This window comes from Paraburkholderia sp. 22098 (genome assembly GCF_052045935.1).
Lineage (GTDB): Bacteria > Pseudomonadota > Gammaproteobacteria > Burkholderiales > Burkholderiaceae > Paraburkholderia > Paraburkholderia caledonica.
Genome location: NZ_JBQEPV010000002.1, coordinates 549,680 through 565,566 on the forward strand (window position 1 = coordinate 549,680; position 15,887 = coordinate 565,566).

At 62.8% G+C, this 15,887-nt stretch carries 13 protein-coding genes; 9 read left to right on the forward strand and 4 right to left on the reverse strand.

Annotated features, from left to right (window positions below; all coding sequences use genetic code 11):
* Window positions 1-64: 64 nt before the first annotated feature.
* The gene (locus tag ACTJLB_RS05810) at window positions 65-1,615 is read left to right on the forward strand and encodes a methyl-accepting chemotaxis protein (RefSeq protein WP_440782729.1); all 1,551 of its coding nucleotides are present in this window, start codon (window positions 65-67) and stop codon (window positions 1,613-1,615) included.
* A gap of 181 nt (window positions 1,616-1,796) precedes the next feature.
* On the opposite strand, the gene ACTJLB_RS05815 is transcribed toward ACTJLB_RS05810, so the two are convergent.
* Window positions 1,797-2,234, reverse strand: a complete 438-nt coding sequence (locus ACTJLB_RS05815; RefSeq protein ID WP_020070260.1) for a carboxymuconolactone decarboxylase family protein — start codon at window positions 2,232-2,234, stop codon at window positions 1,797-1,799.
* Window positions 2,235-2,593: 359 nt separating this feature from the next.
* Here ACTJLB_RS05815 and ACTJLB_RS05820 point away from each other — a divergent pair, with 359 nt between their 5' ends.
* Window positions 2,594-3,610 (forward strand): NAD(P)/FAD-dependent oxidoreductase, encoded by a 1,017-nt coding sequence (locus ACTJLB_RS05820; RefSeq protein ID WP_440782730.1) that lies wholly within the window; start codon window positions 2,594-2,596, stop codon window positions 3,608-3,610.
* A gap of 74 nt (window positions 3,611-3,684) precedes the next feature.
* Here ACTJLB_RS05820 and ACTJLB_RS05825 read toward each other — a convergent pair whose 3' ends face one another.
* On the reverse strand, window positions 3,685-3,921 hold the full coding sequence (locus ACTJLB_RS05825) for a hypothetical protein (RefSeq protein WP_020070262.1): 237 nt from the start codon (window positions 3,919-3,921) through the stop codon (window positions 3,685-3,687).
* Between the two features lie 379 nt (window positions 3,922-4,300).
* On the opposite strand from ACTJLB_RS05825, the gene ACTJLB_RS05830 reads away from it, so the two are divergent.
* Window positions 4,301-4,795, forward strand: coding sequence for a DUF421 domain-containing protein (locus tag ACTJLB_RS05830; protein WP_310065096.1), 495 nt, complete (start codon window positions 4,301-4,303; stop codon window positions 4,793-4,795).
* Window positions 4,796-4,816: 21 nt separating this feature from the next.
* Here the strand turns inward: ACTJLB_RS05830 and ACTJLB_RS05835 are convergent, their stop codons facing one another.
* On the reverse strand, window positions 4,817-6,214 hold the full coding sequence (locus ACTJLB_RS05835; RefSeq protein ID WP_204520929.1) for an MFS transporter: 1,398 nt from the start codon (window positions 6,212-6,214) through the stop codon (window positions 4,817-4,819).
* 232 nt (window positions 6,215-6,446) lie between these two features.
* Between ACTJLB_RS05835 and ACTJLB_RS05840 the strand changes: the two genes are divergently transcribed.
* A complete protein-coding gene (locus ACTJLB_RS05840) occupies window positions 6,447-6,599 on the forward strand; it encodes a hypothetical protein (protein WP_164853511.1) in 153 nt (50 codons plus the stop codon).
* Window positions 6,600-6,791: 192 nt separating this feature from the next.
* On the opposite strand, the gene ACTJLB_RS05845 is transcribed toward ACTJLB_RS05840, so the two are convergent.
* Window positions 6,792-6,932, reverse strand: coding sequence for a hypothetical protein (locus ACTJLB_RS05845; RefSeq protein WP_440782731.1), 141 nt, complete (start codon window positions 6,930-6,932; stop codon window positions 6,792-6,794).
* A 512-nt stretch (window positions 6,933-7,444) separates the two neighbouring features.
* On the opposite strand from ACTJLB_RS05845, the gene mprF reads away from it, so the two are divergent.
* The 5 genes from mprF (at window position 7,445) to ACTJLB_RS05870 (ending at window position 15,657) form a co-directional block, all read left to right on the forward strand.
* The gene (mprF, locus tag ACTJLB_RS05850) at window positions 7,445-9,997 is read left to right on the forward strand and encodes a bifunctional lysylphosphatidylglycerol flippase/synthetase MprF (protein WP_440782843.1); all 2,553 of its coding nucleotides are present in this window, start codon (window positions 7,445-7,447) and stop codon (window positions 9,995-9,997) included.
* The gene (locus ACTJLB_RS05855) at window positions 9,994-11,271 is read left to right on the forward strand and encodes a virulence factor family protein (protein WP_440782732.1); all 1,278 of its coding nucleotides are present in this window, start codon (window positions 9,994-9,996) and stop codon (window positions 11,269-11,271) included. Before mprF ends, ACTJLB_RS05855 begins: the two co-directional genes overlap by 4 nt.
* 551 nt (window positions 11,272-11,822) lie before the next feature.
* Window positions 11,823-13,496: an amino acid adenylation domain-containing protein gene (locus ACTJLB_RS05860; RefSeq protein WP_440782733.1), complete on the forward strand. Its 1,674-nt coding sequence runs from the start codon at window positions 11,823-11,825 to the stop codon at window positions 13,494-13,496.
* Window positions 13,497-13,757, forward strand: a complete 261-nt coding sequence (locus ACTJLB_RS05865) for an acyl carrier protein (protein ID WP_214883230.1) — start codon at window positions 13,497-13,499, stop codon at window positions 13,755-13,757.
* Window positions 13,758-13,797: 40 nt separating this feature from the next.
* On the forward strand, window positions 13,798-15,657 hold the full coding sequence (locus ACTJLB_RS05870) for an alpha/beta hydrolase family protein (RefSeq protein WP_440782734.1): 1,860 nt from the start codon (window positions 13,798-13,800) through the stop codon (window positions 15,655-15,657).
* Window positions 15,658-15,887 lie beyond the last annotated feature (230 nt).

Genomic DNA, 15,887 nt, shown 5'->3' on the forward strand with positions numbered 1-15,887 from the left:
TTTCATATAGGGAACAAATGCCGCATGAAGAAAATAACGATCACCGGGGAAGAGACACACCGTCATGACCAGAAAGCTCACCATCAATCTACGCATCGCAATCACGATTGCATTCCTCGGCGCGCTGCTTGTTGTCATTGGCGCGCTTGGCATTTTCGGCATGGCCGAAAGCAACCAGGCACAGCGCGAGGCGTACAACGTACATTTCGCGTCGGTGGTGGCGCTCGGCAAGTCGGGCACGGCCATGTCGCGGGCGCGCTTCGGGCTCGACTGGGCAATGAGCAATCCGCACTCGCCGCAACTGAACGCGCAACTCGAACGCGCGCGCATGTTGCTCGGCGAATCTGATACCTGGTGGCGCAGTTTCCGCGATCTGCCGAAGACGCCCGAACTGCAACGCCTCACCGACAACCTCGACGCAAAGCGTACCGCCGTGCGTCGCGACGGCATCGACCGGTTGATGGACGCAATCCGCACCGGCGACGCGAGCTGGATGGACGAGACGCGCGCGAATCGGCTAATCGCTTTGTACACCGCGATGAACGGGAGCCAGGGCGCATTGGAGGGCTATCTGAACCAGCAGGCCGCCGACGCCAACGAGCGCTCCGCCGCGCTCTTTCATGGATTGTTGAGTGCGAGCATCGGCAGCGTGCTGATCGGTCTCACAGTCGCATTTTTCAGTTGGCGCACGTTGCGCCGCGCGATCATGGACCCGCTGCACGCCGCGCTTCGCCAGTTCGATGCGATTGCCGCAGGCGAGCTGACGACGCGCGTCGCGATCCGTTCGAACGACGAAATGGCGACACTGCTGCGCGGACTCGCGTCGATGCAGGACAAGCTTCGCGCGACGGTGACGAGCGTGCGCGCGGGATCGCATTCGATCGCGTCGTCGACACAGCAGATCGCGGCGGGCAATCTCGATCTGTCGCAGCGCACGGAGGAGCAGGCGGCGTCGCTGGAACAAACCGCCGCGGCGATGGAAGAGTTGACCTCGACCGTCCAGCTCAATGCCGAGCATGCGCACCATGCGAGCGAGCTGGCCACCAGCGCGTCGGAAATGGCCGTCCAGGGGCGCGATTCAGTGGGAGGCATGGTGGAGACGATGCACGCGATTCATGCCGGGGCCGCGAAGATGACGGGCATCATCGCTGCCATTGAAGGCATTGCGTTCCAGACGAACATTCTGGCATTGAACGCGGCGGTCGAAGCGGCGCGTGCGGGCGAAGAAGGACGCGGCTTCGCTGTCGTGGCCGGCGAAGTGCGCAGTCTCGCGCAACGTTCAGCGGCCGCCGCGAAGGAAATCGGCTCGCTGATCGCCGAGTCCAATTCGCGCGTGGAAAGCGGTGCGGCGCTTGTCGATCGCGCGGGCAGCACCATGCGGGAAATAGAAGCCGCGATCCAGCGCGTGGCGCGCATCGTCGGAGAAATCGCGGCGGCTTCCAAAGAACAGAGCGAAGGCATCAAACAGGTGAGTCTCGCCGTCACGCAGATGGACGAGGTGACCCAGCAGAACGCGGCGCTCGTGGAGGAAAGCGCGGCGACTGCAAACTCGCTCGCAGATCAGGCGCGGCAGTTGAGCGAATTGACTGGGGCGTTCAAGGTCGCGCTCGCTTGAATTGCGTTGATGTTTGATCGCTTGCGACGGCGCGAAGCGGGCGCATTGCAAACCGCTTGATGCCACTTGATGCCACGGCTGCCCGCTCACGCTTCGCGTTGCGATTCACTGCTTTATTCACTGCTTCACTGAGCCAGATGAGAACGCGAAGCGCGGTGCAATGCATTCGCGCAACCAGCGCTCATGCAGGCATCTTGCGGAATGAAATGGCGAAGCGGTTCCACGCGTTGATCGCCGAAATAAGCAGCGTCAGGTCGACCAGTTCTTCGTCGCCGAAATGCGGACGCACCGCTTCCCACACGGCGTCGGGCACATGGTCGTGCGAGACGAGCGTGAGGGCTTCCGTCCATTCCAGCGCGGCGCGCTCGCGATCGGTGAAGAACGGCGTTTCGCGCCAGGTGACGACGGTGGCGAGGCGCCGGTCCGTTTCGCCGGCTTTGCGGGCGTCGGCAGTGTGCATGTCGACGCAGAAAGCACACCCGTTGATCTGCGATGCGCGCAGGCGAACCAGGTCCGCGAGCGACTTTTCTATCGACGATTTTCCGATGCGTTCTTCAAGACCCAGCATGGCTTTGATAGCGGCGGGACCGGCTTTGTAGAAATCGAGACGTTGTTGCATGATTCACTCCTTGGCGTTTAGTGGAACGCATCAGTGATGCGATGAGTGAATACTAGTCGCAGCACTGGCTTTGCAAAATGGCCATTTTTGGCGATTTTCAGGTAACCACTTTCGCGTTGTGACAACCGGTGGGCGGCTCGCCGAGCGTCCTTGCTCACTGTAATGGCATCGTTGCCGCGCCTACGGCGATTCGGTATGGTGGGTCACTGGTCCCATCGAAGAGATACTGAATGACGTCCGCCGCCGAGCCTCCATCACCAACGGGCTCAGAATCAGCTTTGCAGTCAACTCCGCAGCCAGTTTCACAGACTGCTTCCAAGCCGGTATCGGAGCCGCCCTCTGAATCCATCCGTTCCGATGTGCTGATCGTCGGAGCGGGCCCCGTTGGCCTCTTTGCCGCTTTCGAAGCCGGGGTGATCGGGTTGTCCTGCCAGATAGTCGACGCGCTCGGCAAGATTGGCGGCCAATGCACCGAGCTGTATCCGGACAAGCCGATCTACGATATTCCCGCGATTCCGTCCTGTACCGCGCGCGAACTGGTGGACCGCCTGCTCGCGCAATGCAAGCCGTTCGATGTTCCCATTCATCTCGAACAGCGGGTCGAATCGGTCGAACAACGCAGCGACGGCCGTTGGACCGTGCGGACCGATCGCGGCCTCGTATTCGACGTCGCCGCAATTCTGCTTGCGGCCGGCAACGGCGCCTTCGTGCCGCAGAAGTTACCGCTTGCGGAAGCCGCGCCGCTCGAATCGCGCTATGTGCATTACAGCGTGCAGCGTCTCGCCGATTTCGCCGACAAGACCGTTGTCGTGGCAGGCGGCGGTGATTCCGCGCTCGACTGGGCGCTTGCGTTGCGCAAGGTCGCGCGGCGCGTCACGCTCGTGCATCGTCGTAATGGCTTTAGCGCGGCCGACTCCAGCGTCGAGTTGATGCGGCGCGCAGTGGAAGCAGGGGAGATGGATTTTATCGTCGGCGCGATTTCGGGGCTTACTGTTGCAAGCGATGAGAAAGCCGATGCGCTCAAATCCATCACATTGCGACATATCGAGGGTGAAACTGAACTGCAAACCGAACAGCTCGTCGTGCTGTACGGACTGGTCGCCGATCTCGGTCCAATCGGGCAGTGGGGCTTGAGCATTCACGGCGGCCGTGTGGACGTGGATACATCCAACTACGAAAGCTCGCGACCAGGCATTTTTGCGGTCGGCGACATCGCCAATTATCCGAACAAGCAGAAGCTCATTTTGTCGGGCTTTCACGAGGCGTCGCTCGCGCTGAGAAAGGCCTATTCATACGCGTATCCGGACAAGAAACGCGTGCATGTCCATTCGAGTTACGACGCAAAACTTGCGGAGAAGGTCAGCGCGGCAGGATAACGTCGCGCACACGCTTGCAGAAGACCCGATTGCGATCGCTGGATCGCACCGGGTCTTTTTTACATCACGACGCGCTATTTTCCCGCAGGCTGACTTGCGGCAGCCGCGGCGCTTGCGGCCTTGTCTTTTTTCTTCGCTTCATGATGGCCTATCGCACAGCCTGCCGCTGCGCCGGCCACGCCGTGACCGCCCGCAACATGGCCACCGACGCCGCCGACAACCGCGCCCTTGGTGCAGCCTTCGGCGTGCGCTGCAGTGTGCATGAAAGCGAGTGACGCCACGAGAGCCGTGGCAAGAGATGCGCGTTTCAATGGAAGCTCCTTGTGTTGTTGATCCAATCGTAAGTGGTCCAAGCAATTGCGGGACCTGACGAGTGACAGCGGTCCGAAAGCTTCGGGCAAAAGATTGGTGAACATCACGGCAGAGGTGCGATGTGTCGCACGGCATCGCGATGCGAGCGTCATCTCACGAACTGCGGCGTTGCGAACGGCATGCGGTTTGCTGAACGCTGACATGCGCGGAGAAGTTGCCGATGCCGCCTGGCTTTACTCCCGTGCATTCAACTGTCTGATCGTCGGGTTTGACGCAGCAGGCTACGTGCGCTCGACCCTCTCACGTGGCGTCGTCACCCGTTTCACAGAACACCTCAAAAAGACAGGCGGCGCGAGACCGCTACAAGGAGGACAAACAATGATGGACGCGATCTATCTGCTATTCGGGCAAGGCAGGGATCTCGACCCGCTGCAGATGAGCTTGCGCGCCTTCGTGGTGTTTCTCGTCACGCTTGTGCTGATCAGGATTTCAGGCCGGCGTTCGTTCGGCAAACGCTCGCCGTTCGATTCGGTCGTGGTGATTCTGCTCGGCGCGACGTTGGGCCGTGCGATTGTCGGCGCATCTCCGTTCGTTGCGACGGTTCTCGCGTCGTTGATGATCGTGGTGTGTCACCGTGTCCTTGCATGGGCGTGCGTGCGATCTTCCGTGATCGAGCGGCTCATCGGCGGCGTCGAGCGTGAGGTCTACCACAACGGTGCGTTCAACGAACGGGAAATGAAAGCCGCGCTGATGACACGGAACGATGTATGCGAAAGCGTGCGCCAGAAAACCGGCTCGCGGTCGATGGACAAGGTGGCGGCCGCCATTCTCGAACGCAATGGCGACGTGAGCGTGATCCATAAGGACCAGTGAGCAGGCGGCCGATGCTCGGTGTCAGCCGCGGCCGCCGCGCGAGATTTCCTCGCCGGCGCGAGGCGGCAGGCGCAGCGTAACGGGAATGGACGCAAAAGAGCACAGTCCGACCACCAGAAACGCGGGCCAAAAATCCGACCACATGATGGCTTCATGGCCGTGCAGCAAACGCGAAATCTGCAACACGATGCCGCCGACCGTCACGCCGAGGCCGAGGGACATCTGCTGCACGACGCTGCCCAGGCTCGTTGCGCGTCCGACGTCGCGGCTCGCGATTTCGGCATAGGTCAGTGAATTGAGACTCGTGAATTGCAGCGCGGGAAAGAAGCCGCCAAGCAGCACGACCACCCAGATGATCCACGTTGGCGTACCAGGAAAAAACAGTCCGCAGGCCGCGATCGAAACGCCCGACAGCGCGGCATTGACCACCAGCACGGAACGAAAGCCATAGCGATGCAGCACGCGCGACGCAACCGTGCGCATGAACATCCCGCCGAATGCGGACGCGCAGGTGATCAGCCCCGATTGAAACGCGCTCATGCCGTGACCTTCCTGCAGCATCAGCGGCAACAGGAACGGCAGTGCACCGAGGCCGATGCGGAACAACGACCCGCCGAGCACGCTTGCCTGAAACGTCGGCACCTTGAAGAAGCGCAAGTCGAGCAGCGGCAGCCGGGCGCGCAGCGCATACGCGACATACAGGGCAAGCAGGACAGCGCCCACCGCGCACATGCCGAACGCGTCGAGGTTGGAAATCAGTTCGCCGCCAATTAGCGACAATCCCAGCAGAAGCAGCACCGCGCCCGCCGCCGACAGAAAAAAGCCGATCCAGTCGAGCGGGCCCGGGTGCGGCTCGCGCGTGTTCGCAATGTGTTTGTTTGTCAGATAGATGCCGAGAATCCCGATCGGCACGTTGATGAAAAAAATCAGACGCCAGTGCAGATAGGTCGTGATAAAGCCGCCGAGCAGCGGACCGGCCGCGGGGCCGAGCATCGCGGGCACGCTCAGATAATTCATCGCGCGGATGAAATCGGTTTTGTGCACGACCCGGAAAATGATGATTCGCCCGACCGGCACCATCATCGCGCCGCCGACGCCTTGCACGAAACGCGCGAGGGTAAAGGTGGCAAGCGAGTTGGAGGCCGCGCACAACAGCGACCCCGTGACGAAGATGCCGATGGCCGTACGAAACACCGTGCGTGCGCCGAAGCGGTCGGCGAGCCAGCCGCACACCGGAATGAATACGCCGAGGCCGAGCACGTAGCTGGTCACCGCGATTTTGAGCGTGACGGGGTCGCGCCCGAAGTCGCGCGCCATGGCGGGCAGGGCGGTGACGATCACGTTTGCGTCGACGCTTTCCATGAACATCGCGCACGCGACGATCAGAGGCGCAATAAGGGCTTTCTCGGCGACGGTCATGGAGGAGGCCGCGGCGGGCTGTCGCGGGCAAAAGGGTCATTATTGCACCTGTACGGTGCGGTTTGTTAATACTGCCCGCTGCCATTGCGCCCTTTTTTGCCCCGGTCGGCTGTGCGAGACAGGTCCACGTCCGTGACTCTTGCGCAACATGTTTGTTTTTTGTTGCGCTGCGCAATAAGAAGACTATAATCGGGTTATTCCCTAGGTAGAAACCCTATACAGGAGCCCGACCATGAACACCGCCTCTAACACTGCATCCGCTCGTAACACCGTCGCCACCAACGGTAACTGGCTCGCAAAGCTGCGCGCACTCGCGCTGCACGCGCTGAATCTGCATCTGCAAAACTGCGCTGTGATCGCTGAAGCGCATCGCCGCCCGCAGTAAGGCTCGCGCGCTGGTGCCCGCGCCTCGAACGCCGGGTGCAAGCTTGCTTGCGCCGCGCTCACGCTTTCCGCAGATACGGCTCGGTAAAGCGAATGTCTTCGCAGGCCGATCAGAGAGAATCAAGCAGAAACAAGCGGCGCATTTGCGCCGCTTGTGCTTTGTGCGTCTGCTAATTCGTAGTTTGTGTCCCGCTCATTCACCCGAGCGACGCGGTACTCGCGCAAGCGTTTGACGCACTTTCGTTGCTCGCGCTGACAAAACGCTCATCACGAGCGCGGTCGACACCAGACCGACCAGATACAAGCCCGCCATCATCCAATCCTGTTCTGCCATCATCGTTCTCCAGTCAAGTGCCTCGTTCTTGCGGCTAACACGTCGCATCTCGTGAGGCTGATGCTTGCGATTACGGCAGATGCGGCGAAAAGCTTAACCGGCGCTATTCGCGCCCACGAAGTTTTCCCACTGAGATCCACCCGGCGGATATGCACGTTTAACCCACGCTAGTACGCGCGCAAAGCCGCTACAGCAGCGTTCCGTTCCGGCAATTTGCGAATCTTCGTTCGCGGCGCCGGATAAGCGTTTAAACTTCAGCCCCCTGGATTCAACACCCGCCGACCGGGCGCCAGAACGCTTCGCGAAGCCCGTCCGTTGCACACAATCGGCCCAGGTTAAACCCCGGCGCCAAGGCCTGCACTGTCAACCTTTTAACCTGTCTGCCGTTATCCAGTTGTAATCGCCGAACTGGCGACCTTGCGGCAGACGGCCCGTCGCCGCGACAGCTCCACGCAAGGCCCGCATTGACCATGTTCCATCGATATAAGAATAATTTCGGCCGCATAGGCGCGATGTTCGTTCGTGCATCGAAGACCTCTCGCATCAGGGGATTACTCTCGCCCGTTTTCGCGCTTGCAATCTGCGCGCTGCTGCTTGTCGTGCTCCAGCATCTGTCGCAGGCCGTCGATTACCGCTCGGTCATGCACGAACTGCGCCGGCTGACGGCCGGCGAGTGGACCGCCGCGCTCGCCGCCACCGCGCTGAGTTATGTGGCGCTGGTCGGTCGCGATGCAGTCGGCCTGCGCTATCTGGGCGCGGCCGTGCCTCGCGCGGCGCTCTGGATCGGCGCAACGGCGGGCTCCGCGCTCGGCAATGCCACCGGCTTCGGCGCATTGACTGGCGGCGCGGTGCGCGCCCGCGTGTACGGCGTGGCGAATATCACGCCCGCACAGATCGGCCGCATGACCGTATTCACGAGCGTTTCGCTCGCGCTCGCACTTGTACTGATGACGGCGCTCGGCATGGTGTGCGTAGGCGGCAGGCTTGCCCCGATGCTGCATCTGTCGCCCGCCACCGTCCGCTGGGTGGGTGCGTTGCTGCTGGTTGCGCTCGGTCTGCTGTGCGCCGCATGCCGCGTCGAAACACGCTCGGTCCGCACACGCTGGCAGTGGCTGTCGTTCGACATTCCCGCTCGCCGCGATCTGCTTGAACAGGTGGGGCTTGCGGTGGTCGATGTAGTCGCCGCCGGCCTCGCGCTGTGGGCGCTGCTGCCGCACGCCGACGTGAGCTTCGTCACGTTCATCACCGTCTATGCCGCGGCCATGCTGCTCGGCATGATCGGCCATACGCCCGGCGGCGTCGGCGTATTCGAAGCGGCAATGGTGTTCACGCTGAACGGAAGTGTGGCCACGCAGCAGATGGTCGCTGCGTTGCTCGCTTATCGTGCGATCTATTTTGGCGTGCCGCTTGTCGTTTCGGCTGCGCTGCTCGCCGGTTTCGAAGGCCGCGCGTTGAAAGGCCGCCTGCCGTTGCGGCACGCCGCGGGTGCGTCGAGACTTGCGCCGCTCTTCCTGAGCCTCGTCACGTTCGTGGTCGGCGGCATGCTGGTGATCTCCAGCGCAACGCCCGCGTTCTGGCAGCGTCTTCATATTTTGCGCGACGTGCTGCCGCTGTGGGTTCTGGAAAGCTCGCAGATGCTGTGCAGTGTGCTCGGCGTGCTGTTGCTGTTCGTGGCGCGCGGTCTGCTAAGGCGTCTCGACGCCGCCTGGTGGATGACCCTGGCTCTCGCCGTGGCGAGTCTCGCGCTGTCCTTGACCAAGGGTCTCGCATTCGTCGAGGCAGGTGTGCTGTGCACGTTGATCGTGCTGCTGCTTGCAACGCGCCGGCGTTTCAATCGTCACTCGTCGCTGTTTGCGGAGCGCTTCACGGCCGGCTGGCTCGTGTCGGTGGCGATGGTGCTGATGCTCGCCACGTGGGTCATGCTGTTCGCTTTTCGCGATGTTCCCTATACGCGCGACCTGTGGTGGCAATTCGCTTTCGACGAACGCGCGCCGCGTGCGCTGCGCGCGACGCTGGCCGCGAGTCTGTTTGCGGCGACGTTCTCGTTCTGGCAGTTGCTGCGCCCCGCGCCGGGCCACTTCGTGAAGCCGGCGCCCGAAGATTTGCACGACGCGGCGCGCATCGTGCGTGCGCAGGAGCGCAGCGACGCCGGTCTCGCGCTGATGGGCGACAAGAGTTTTCTGTTCTCGGAATCGCGTGAAGCTTTCCTGATGTACGCCAAATATGGGCGCACGTGGGCCGCGCTGCACGATCCGGTCGGGCCGCGCGAAGAGTGGGCGGGCCTCATCAGCAAGTTCGTCGCGCTCGCGCATGCGCATGGCGGACGCGCGGCGTTCTATCAGGTGCGCGCCAACGCTTTGCCGTTGTACCTCGACGCGGGCCTTTCGCTGATGAAGCTCGGCGAGGAAGCCCATGTGGTGCTCGACGATTTCGATCTGAAGGGTTCACACCGCGCGCATCTGCGCTACGCGCTCAAACGCGGCGAGCGCGACGGCTTCACCGTCGAAGTGATCGATCAGGCGAATGTACCGGCGTCGCTCGAAACGTTGCGCGGCATTTCCAACGGCTGGCTCAACAGCCGCGACGCGCGTGAGAAGAGCTTTTCGGTCGCAGCCTTCACGGACGAATACCTCGCCGCGCAGTCGGTCATGCTGGTGCGCCAGAACGGCGAGCCGGTTGCCTTCGTCACGTTCATGACGACCGACCTGAACACCGAGGCGACTGTCGGCGTCATGCGTCACGTGGAAAGTGCGTCGCCGTATGCAATGGAATATCTGTTCACGCAGCTGGCGTTGCATCTGAAACAGGCCGGATTCCGCTCGCTGAGTCTCGGCATCGCGCCGCTCTCGGGTATGCAGCCGACGCCGCTCGCGTCTCGCTGGCATCGGGTTGCGGGCATCGTGTGGCGCTTCGGCGGCCGCTTTTATAACTTCCGCGGACTGCGCGCTTTCAAGAGCAAGTTCCAGCCGCATTGGGAGCCGCGCTATCTCGCGGCGTCGGGTTCGGTAGGCGTGGTTTTCACGCTCGCCGACCTGTCATTGCTGGCAGGAGGCCGGCGTTCATGACCTTGCATTCGTTTTTCAGGCTTGCTGTCGTAGCAGGCCTCGTCAGTTGCAGCACGCTCGCCAATGCGGCGTCGACCACCATTCCCGGCGGCCGCTACGGCAACGTCACCGTCACGCAGCCGGTGGGTCCGTTGCGTGGCTTCGTGGTGCTTTACTCACAGGCAAGCGGCTGGAGCGCGGCCGATCAGCAGAGCGCCGAGGCGCTCGCCAAGGCCGGCGCATTGACCGTTGGCGTGGATACGGCACGGTATGCGGCGAACCTCGCGACGGATCTGGCGCAGAAGAAGGAAACCTGCAATCAGCTCGTGGGCGACGCCGAAGCGTTGAGCCATCAACTCGAACGGCAATCGCAGTCGAGCCACTATTTCGCGCCGATCGTCGCGGGCACCGGGCAGGGCGCGACGCTCGCCATGCAGGTGCTCGAACAGGCGCCTTCGAACACGATTGCAGGCGCTGTTTCCGTGGATGCCGAGCCCACGCTCGATCGGCGTTTCCGGCTTTGCCCGCCGGATGCAACCATCATTCGCGACAAGATTCCTGGCTTTGTAGAAAAAGCGTCGACGGGCAACGCCGATCGCGCGCGGCTCGTCACGTTGATTGCGCCGCATCTGCAAACCGTATCGGCCCATGACGACGACGTCTCCGATCTGCCGTTGATCGAGTTGCCGGCGGCGCATCCGAACGGCTTGATGGCGATCGTGATTTCCGGCGACGGCGGCTGGCGCGATCTCGACAAGACCATCGCGCAGGCCTTGCAGAAAGACGGCGTGTCGGTGATCGGCTGGGACAGCCTGCGCTACTTCTGGAGCGAGAAGCCGCCCGCGCAGACGAGCCGCGACCTCGCACGCGTGATGCAAACGTACGGCGCGCGCTGGCACGCGCAGCATGTCGCGCTTATCGGCTATTCGTTCGGCGCGGACGTAATGCCTTTCGCATACAACCGCTTGCCCGACGCGTTGCGCGCGAAGGTGTCGCTGATTTCGCTGCTCGGCTTCGCGCCGGACGCCGACTTCCAGATCCGCGTAGGCGGCTGGCTCGGCATGCCCGCAAGCGATAAGGCGTTGAAAGTGCGTCCCGAGTTGACCCGCGTGCCGCCCGCGATCGTGCAGTGCATCTACGGCGCGGACGAGGAAGACACGCTGTGTCCCACGCTAACGAAGACCGGCATCGAGGTGATCCGTACGTCGGGCGATCACCACTTCGGCGGCGACTACAACGCGCTCGAACGACGCATTCTCGCCGCGTTCAGGAAGCAGAGCGGCGTGCAAGACTGATTGTTCAAACGGCGCGTCATGCGCCGTTGTTGCATGGGTGTTTCGTCGACGCTGTAGCGAGGTTTCATCAGCGTTGCGCTGCCTCGTCGTTCGAGCGTCCCGTTCTGGGCGTCCGCCTCACATATCCCCGCAGCCATCGCTGCCGGTTCTTCAAAAACGCGTGTGGATCATCAGCGCGTTTTTCTCCTCAGCGCTCGAATGCGACGCGCACCCAATCATCGCCGCGTCCGCGTCCGCAGCCAGCGCGACGCGCGTTCTCGCGCACGCTCGATCGCGGTGTGAGAGCGTTATCGTACATATACCGGCGCGGCCGGATCCTATGATCATTCCAAATCCTTCGGCGGCCGGCTGCATGAGTATTTGCTCGCGCAACTGACGTTGCAAGGCGCCGTTTTCGTTCATCCTGGTTACGACATTCTGCTGCGGTAACTCAGTGCGCCACCGCGCACTGAGTCCGCGCGGCAGTGTGTGTCCGACATGACGGAGAACCGCTTTCGCCCGGTTGCCGACCGTGCGCGGCGGGACCGTGCATGTGCAACGCGAGGCCGTGAATGCTGGATTCCTTTTTCTTCGACACTGCCGCGAGCGAGCCCGAGCGGCCCGCGCTCTGGGTCGACGAACACTTGTATTGCTACGGCGAACTCGCTTCGCGTGCGAGCCGTATCGCGGCCGGACTGACATCGGCAATGCCCGCCGACGGCGTTCGCCGTTGTCTGCTTTTCGCACACCGCAGCGTCGCCGCCTATGCGGGTTTGCTCGGCGTCATGAAGGCGGCCTTCGCCTACGTGCCGCTCAATCCGACGCTGCCCGCCGCCCGTATCGCGGCGGCCGTCGAGCAGTCCGAGGCGCCCGTGCTGCTGGTCGATCGCCGCTGCACGGCGTTGCTCGATGAAGTGCTCATGCTGATAGACGAGTGCCCCCAAATCTTTTTCATCGACGATGAGGAAGATCCCAGTGGCATGGATGACTCGCCAGCAGATCGCCGCGTGGCGGATCTGCCTCGATTGCCGAATTCATTGTGCGTCCACCCTGGCCGCGCCGTTGAACGGGCGCTGAACGATCACGCATACGTTCTCTTCACGTCGGGCTCCACCGGCGCGCCGAAAGGCGTGCCGATCGCGCACGCGAACGCCTGCGCCTACGTCGCTGCGCAACTTCAATTGCTCGGCCGGCTGCCTGACGCACGTTATGCACAGTTTTGCGAACTGTCCTTCGATCCTTCGGTGCACGACATGTTCGTGTGCTGGGCGAACGGCGCCTGCCTGTACGTGCCGAAAACGGTCGAGCCGATCTACAACGCGGCTTTCATCCGCGAACATGCGATCACGCATTGGAACAGCGTGCCCTCGGTGGCTGCCTTCATGCGGCAGTTGCGCAAGCTCGCGCCCAACCAGTTCGCGAGTCTGCGCGTGACGTGCTTCGGCGGCGAACCGCTGCCCGTGTCACTCGCGCAGGCATGGCAGCAGGCGGCGCCGCAGAGCCGCATTTTTAACCTCTATGGACCGACGGAAACGACCGTCGCGTGCACCGCTTTCGAAGCCACGCCGCAATTTCTCGCCGATGCAACGCACGCCGTCATGCCGCTTGGCCAGGCCTTGCCCGGCATGGAACTGCTGATCGTCGACGCAGCTTTGCAGCCGGTCGCACAAGGCGAGAGCGGTGAATTGCTGATCGGCGGCCCACAGGTCGCGGCAGGCTACCTGCGCGCGGACGACCCCAACAATTGCCGCTTCGTCACAAGGCGCTATGCGGGCTTGCGCTCATCGCACTGGTACAGAAGCGGCGATGCCGCGCGCGAGGTGGCGCATGAGGGCATCGTCTTTCAAGGGCGTCTCGATACGCAAGTGAAGATTCGCGGCAACCGCATCGAGATCGAGGAAGTCGAGCAGGTGGTTCAGACGAGTAGCCGCGCCGCGCTTTGCGCGGTGATCGCATGGCCGGTCGATGAAGCAGGCCGTGCTCACGGCTTGCTTGCGTTCGTGACGCACACGCCGGTCGACGTCGCGCAGATTCTGCATGCATGCCGTCAGCGCCTGCCGGCCTACGCGGTGCCGCAGCGAGTCATCGCGCTCGACGCAATGCCGCTGAACGCAAACGGCAAGATCGACAGAAAAGCGCTCGCGGCTCATTGCGCGAGCGGCGATGCGTTCACCTTACGGACACACAGCATCCGCGACGGCGACGTTCGAGTGCCGCGCGAGAAATTCACGCAATCGGGGAAATGAATGAAACATCATGTGCGTCGCATTCTCGAGGAGACCGCCTGCCTCGATGTCGAAATCGATACGCTAGGCGATAACGACGATCTATACGCTGCCGGTTTGTCGTCGCTAGGCACCGTGCGGGTGATGCTGGCCGTCGAAGAAGCGTTCGCGATCGAGATTCCGGGCGCGCTGATCACCCACGACATGTTCGCGAGCATCGCTGCGCTGGCCGGCGTGATCGCGCAACTCGTGCCGGAGGAGTCGATTGCAACGCGAAGCTGAGGCTGTGCTCCGGCAATCTCTGGCAGCGGTCACGAGCACGATGAGACCGGTTGCATTCAACGGCTGTTCGGGATGGCTGCATGGGCCGGCCGCTTTGCAGCCCGACATGGGCGTGGTGCTGTGCAATCCGTTCGGCTATGAGGCGCTTTCCGTGTATCGCGGCTGGCGCGAACTCGCGGACGTGCTGGCCGCACGCGGTGCCGTCGCGTTGCGTTTCGACTATCCCGGCACGGGCGACTCGGGCGGCAACGAGGAAGACCCGCTGCGCTGGCGTGCATGGATCGACAGCATCAAGGCCGCGGTTGAATTTCTGCGTGCGGAAACCGGCGTGAAGCGCGTCACGCTGTGCGGTCTGCGCGTGGGCGCCACACTCCCCGCACTCGCTGCGCAAGAGCTGGGCGGCGTCGACAACCTCGTACTGTTGATGCCCGTGATTTCCGGCAAGGCATACATACGCGAACTGGAGCTTCAGCAACATACGTGGCTCGCCGCCCAGACCGCGCTCGGATTGCATCTCGACGAAGAGTTGCCGCACACCGTCGGCGCGCACGGCTTCAGGCTCTATCCGGACACGCTCGAACTGCTTGCAAAAGTCGATCTTGAACGGGCTGCGGAGTGTGGCGCTCCGTGCGGCAGCGCGGCTGGCACCGGGCTTGCCGCGCGCCGTGTGCTGTTGCAGGATCTGGCCGGCAGCCCCCGCTTGAAGCGGCTCGCCGCTCGTTACGAGGCGCTCGGCGCGCAAGCGGACGTGCAGTTCTTCGGCGAATACAGTAAGTTTCTGACCGATCCGAGCTACAGCGAGCCGCCTCGCCGTGCGTTCGACAGCGTGCTGCAATGGCTCGGCGCCGGCACTGCGCCAGCGCCGCTTCCCAAGGTGGAAGTGCTGGACGCCGCGGCATCGGCGAGTATCGCTTTTGCGCACGGGCGCGAGACGCCGGTCGTGTTCGGCGGCTACGTCGGTGTGCTGTGCGAACCGCAGCACGCGCTCGGCGCAGCGCCCGCTGTTCTCTTCGTCAACACGGGCGGTGTGCACCGGATCGGCGACAGCCGCTTCACCGTGCTGATGGCTCGGCGGCTCGCGGCGCAGGGCATCGCATCGCTACGCATGGATCTGAGCGGTCTCGGCGACAGCCTGCGCCGCGACGCAACGCTTACGCTCGACGCACTCTATTCGACCTACTCGATCGACGATGCCTGCGCGGGCGTCGACTGGTTGACAGCCGCTGGCTACCCAAAGGTCGTTATGGCCGGCGTCTGCAGTGGTGCTTATGTGAGCCTGCATACCGCGCTCGCGCATTCCGCCGTGGTCGGTTGCGCGTGCATCAATCTGCCGTTTTTCAAGTGGGGCGGCGCTCGTGTGCGGCCGGGTGCGCAGTACGTCGCGCCGAGCGAGGTGTATCGGCGGGCGATGCGCAATCCGCGCAAATGGCTGCGCTTGCTGAGCGGCCAGGCCAATACTCGCGCGATCACCGCCGAGCTCGCGCGCAGATGGTCGGCGCGCGTCGCCGCACGCGTGGGTGCGGTGCTTGAGACGCTCGTCGGCGAGCGAACGCCAGGCAGCGCCATCCGCAGACTCGTGCTCGATCTGGAGCGCAAAGGCGTGCAAACCGCGCTGCTATACGGAATGCTCGACGACGGCCTCGACGAACTCGACATCCACTTTGGCCCTGACGGAAACCGGTTGCGCAAGCTGAAGAATCTCTCGGTGCAGAAGATCAGCAAGGTCGATCACGCGCTCTTTTCACGCTGCGCGCGCGAAGCGATGATGGCTCAGCTGGATTCGTTTCTGCGCGAGCGCATACTCGGCGCGCGCTCCGGATCAATGGCTTTTGCAGGCGGATTACGCGTTCCACAGCGACGGGCAAAACCGCGGCGGAATCTGAAACCGCAACGTCCTTGAGAGATCGTAGATCGCAGCTTACGGCACCGCCATTGACAAACCTCGACAAGTCAACGATGATCGGCCACATGAACTGCCTCGACATCCGTATTGCGCTGATTATTAGCATCATTCATCGAATGGTGGGTTAGCGCGCGTCTGATAGCAGTCACACATAACCCGCCCCACGAGGCGGGTTTTTTTATGTCCGCCTGCTCCCGCCTCCTGGTCGCTTTCCGATGCTACGCGCT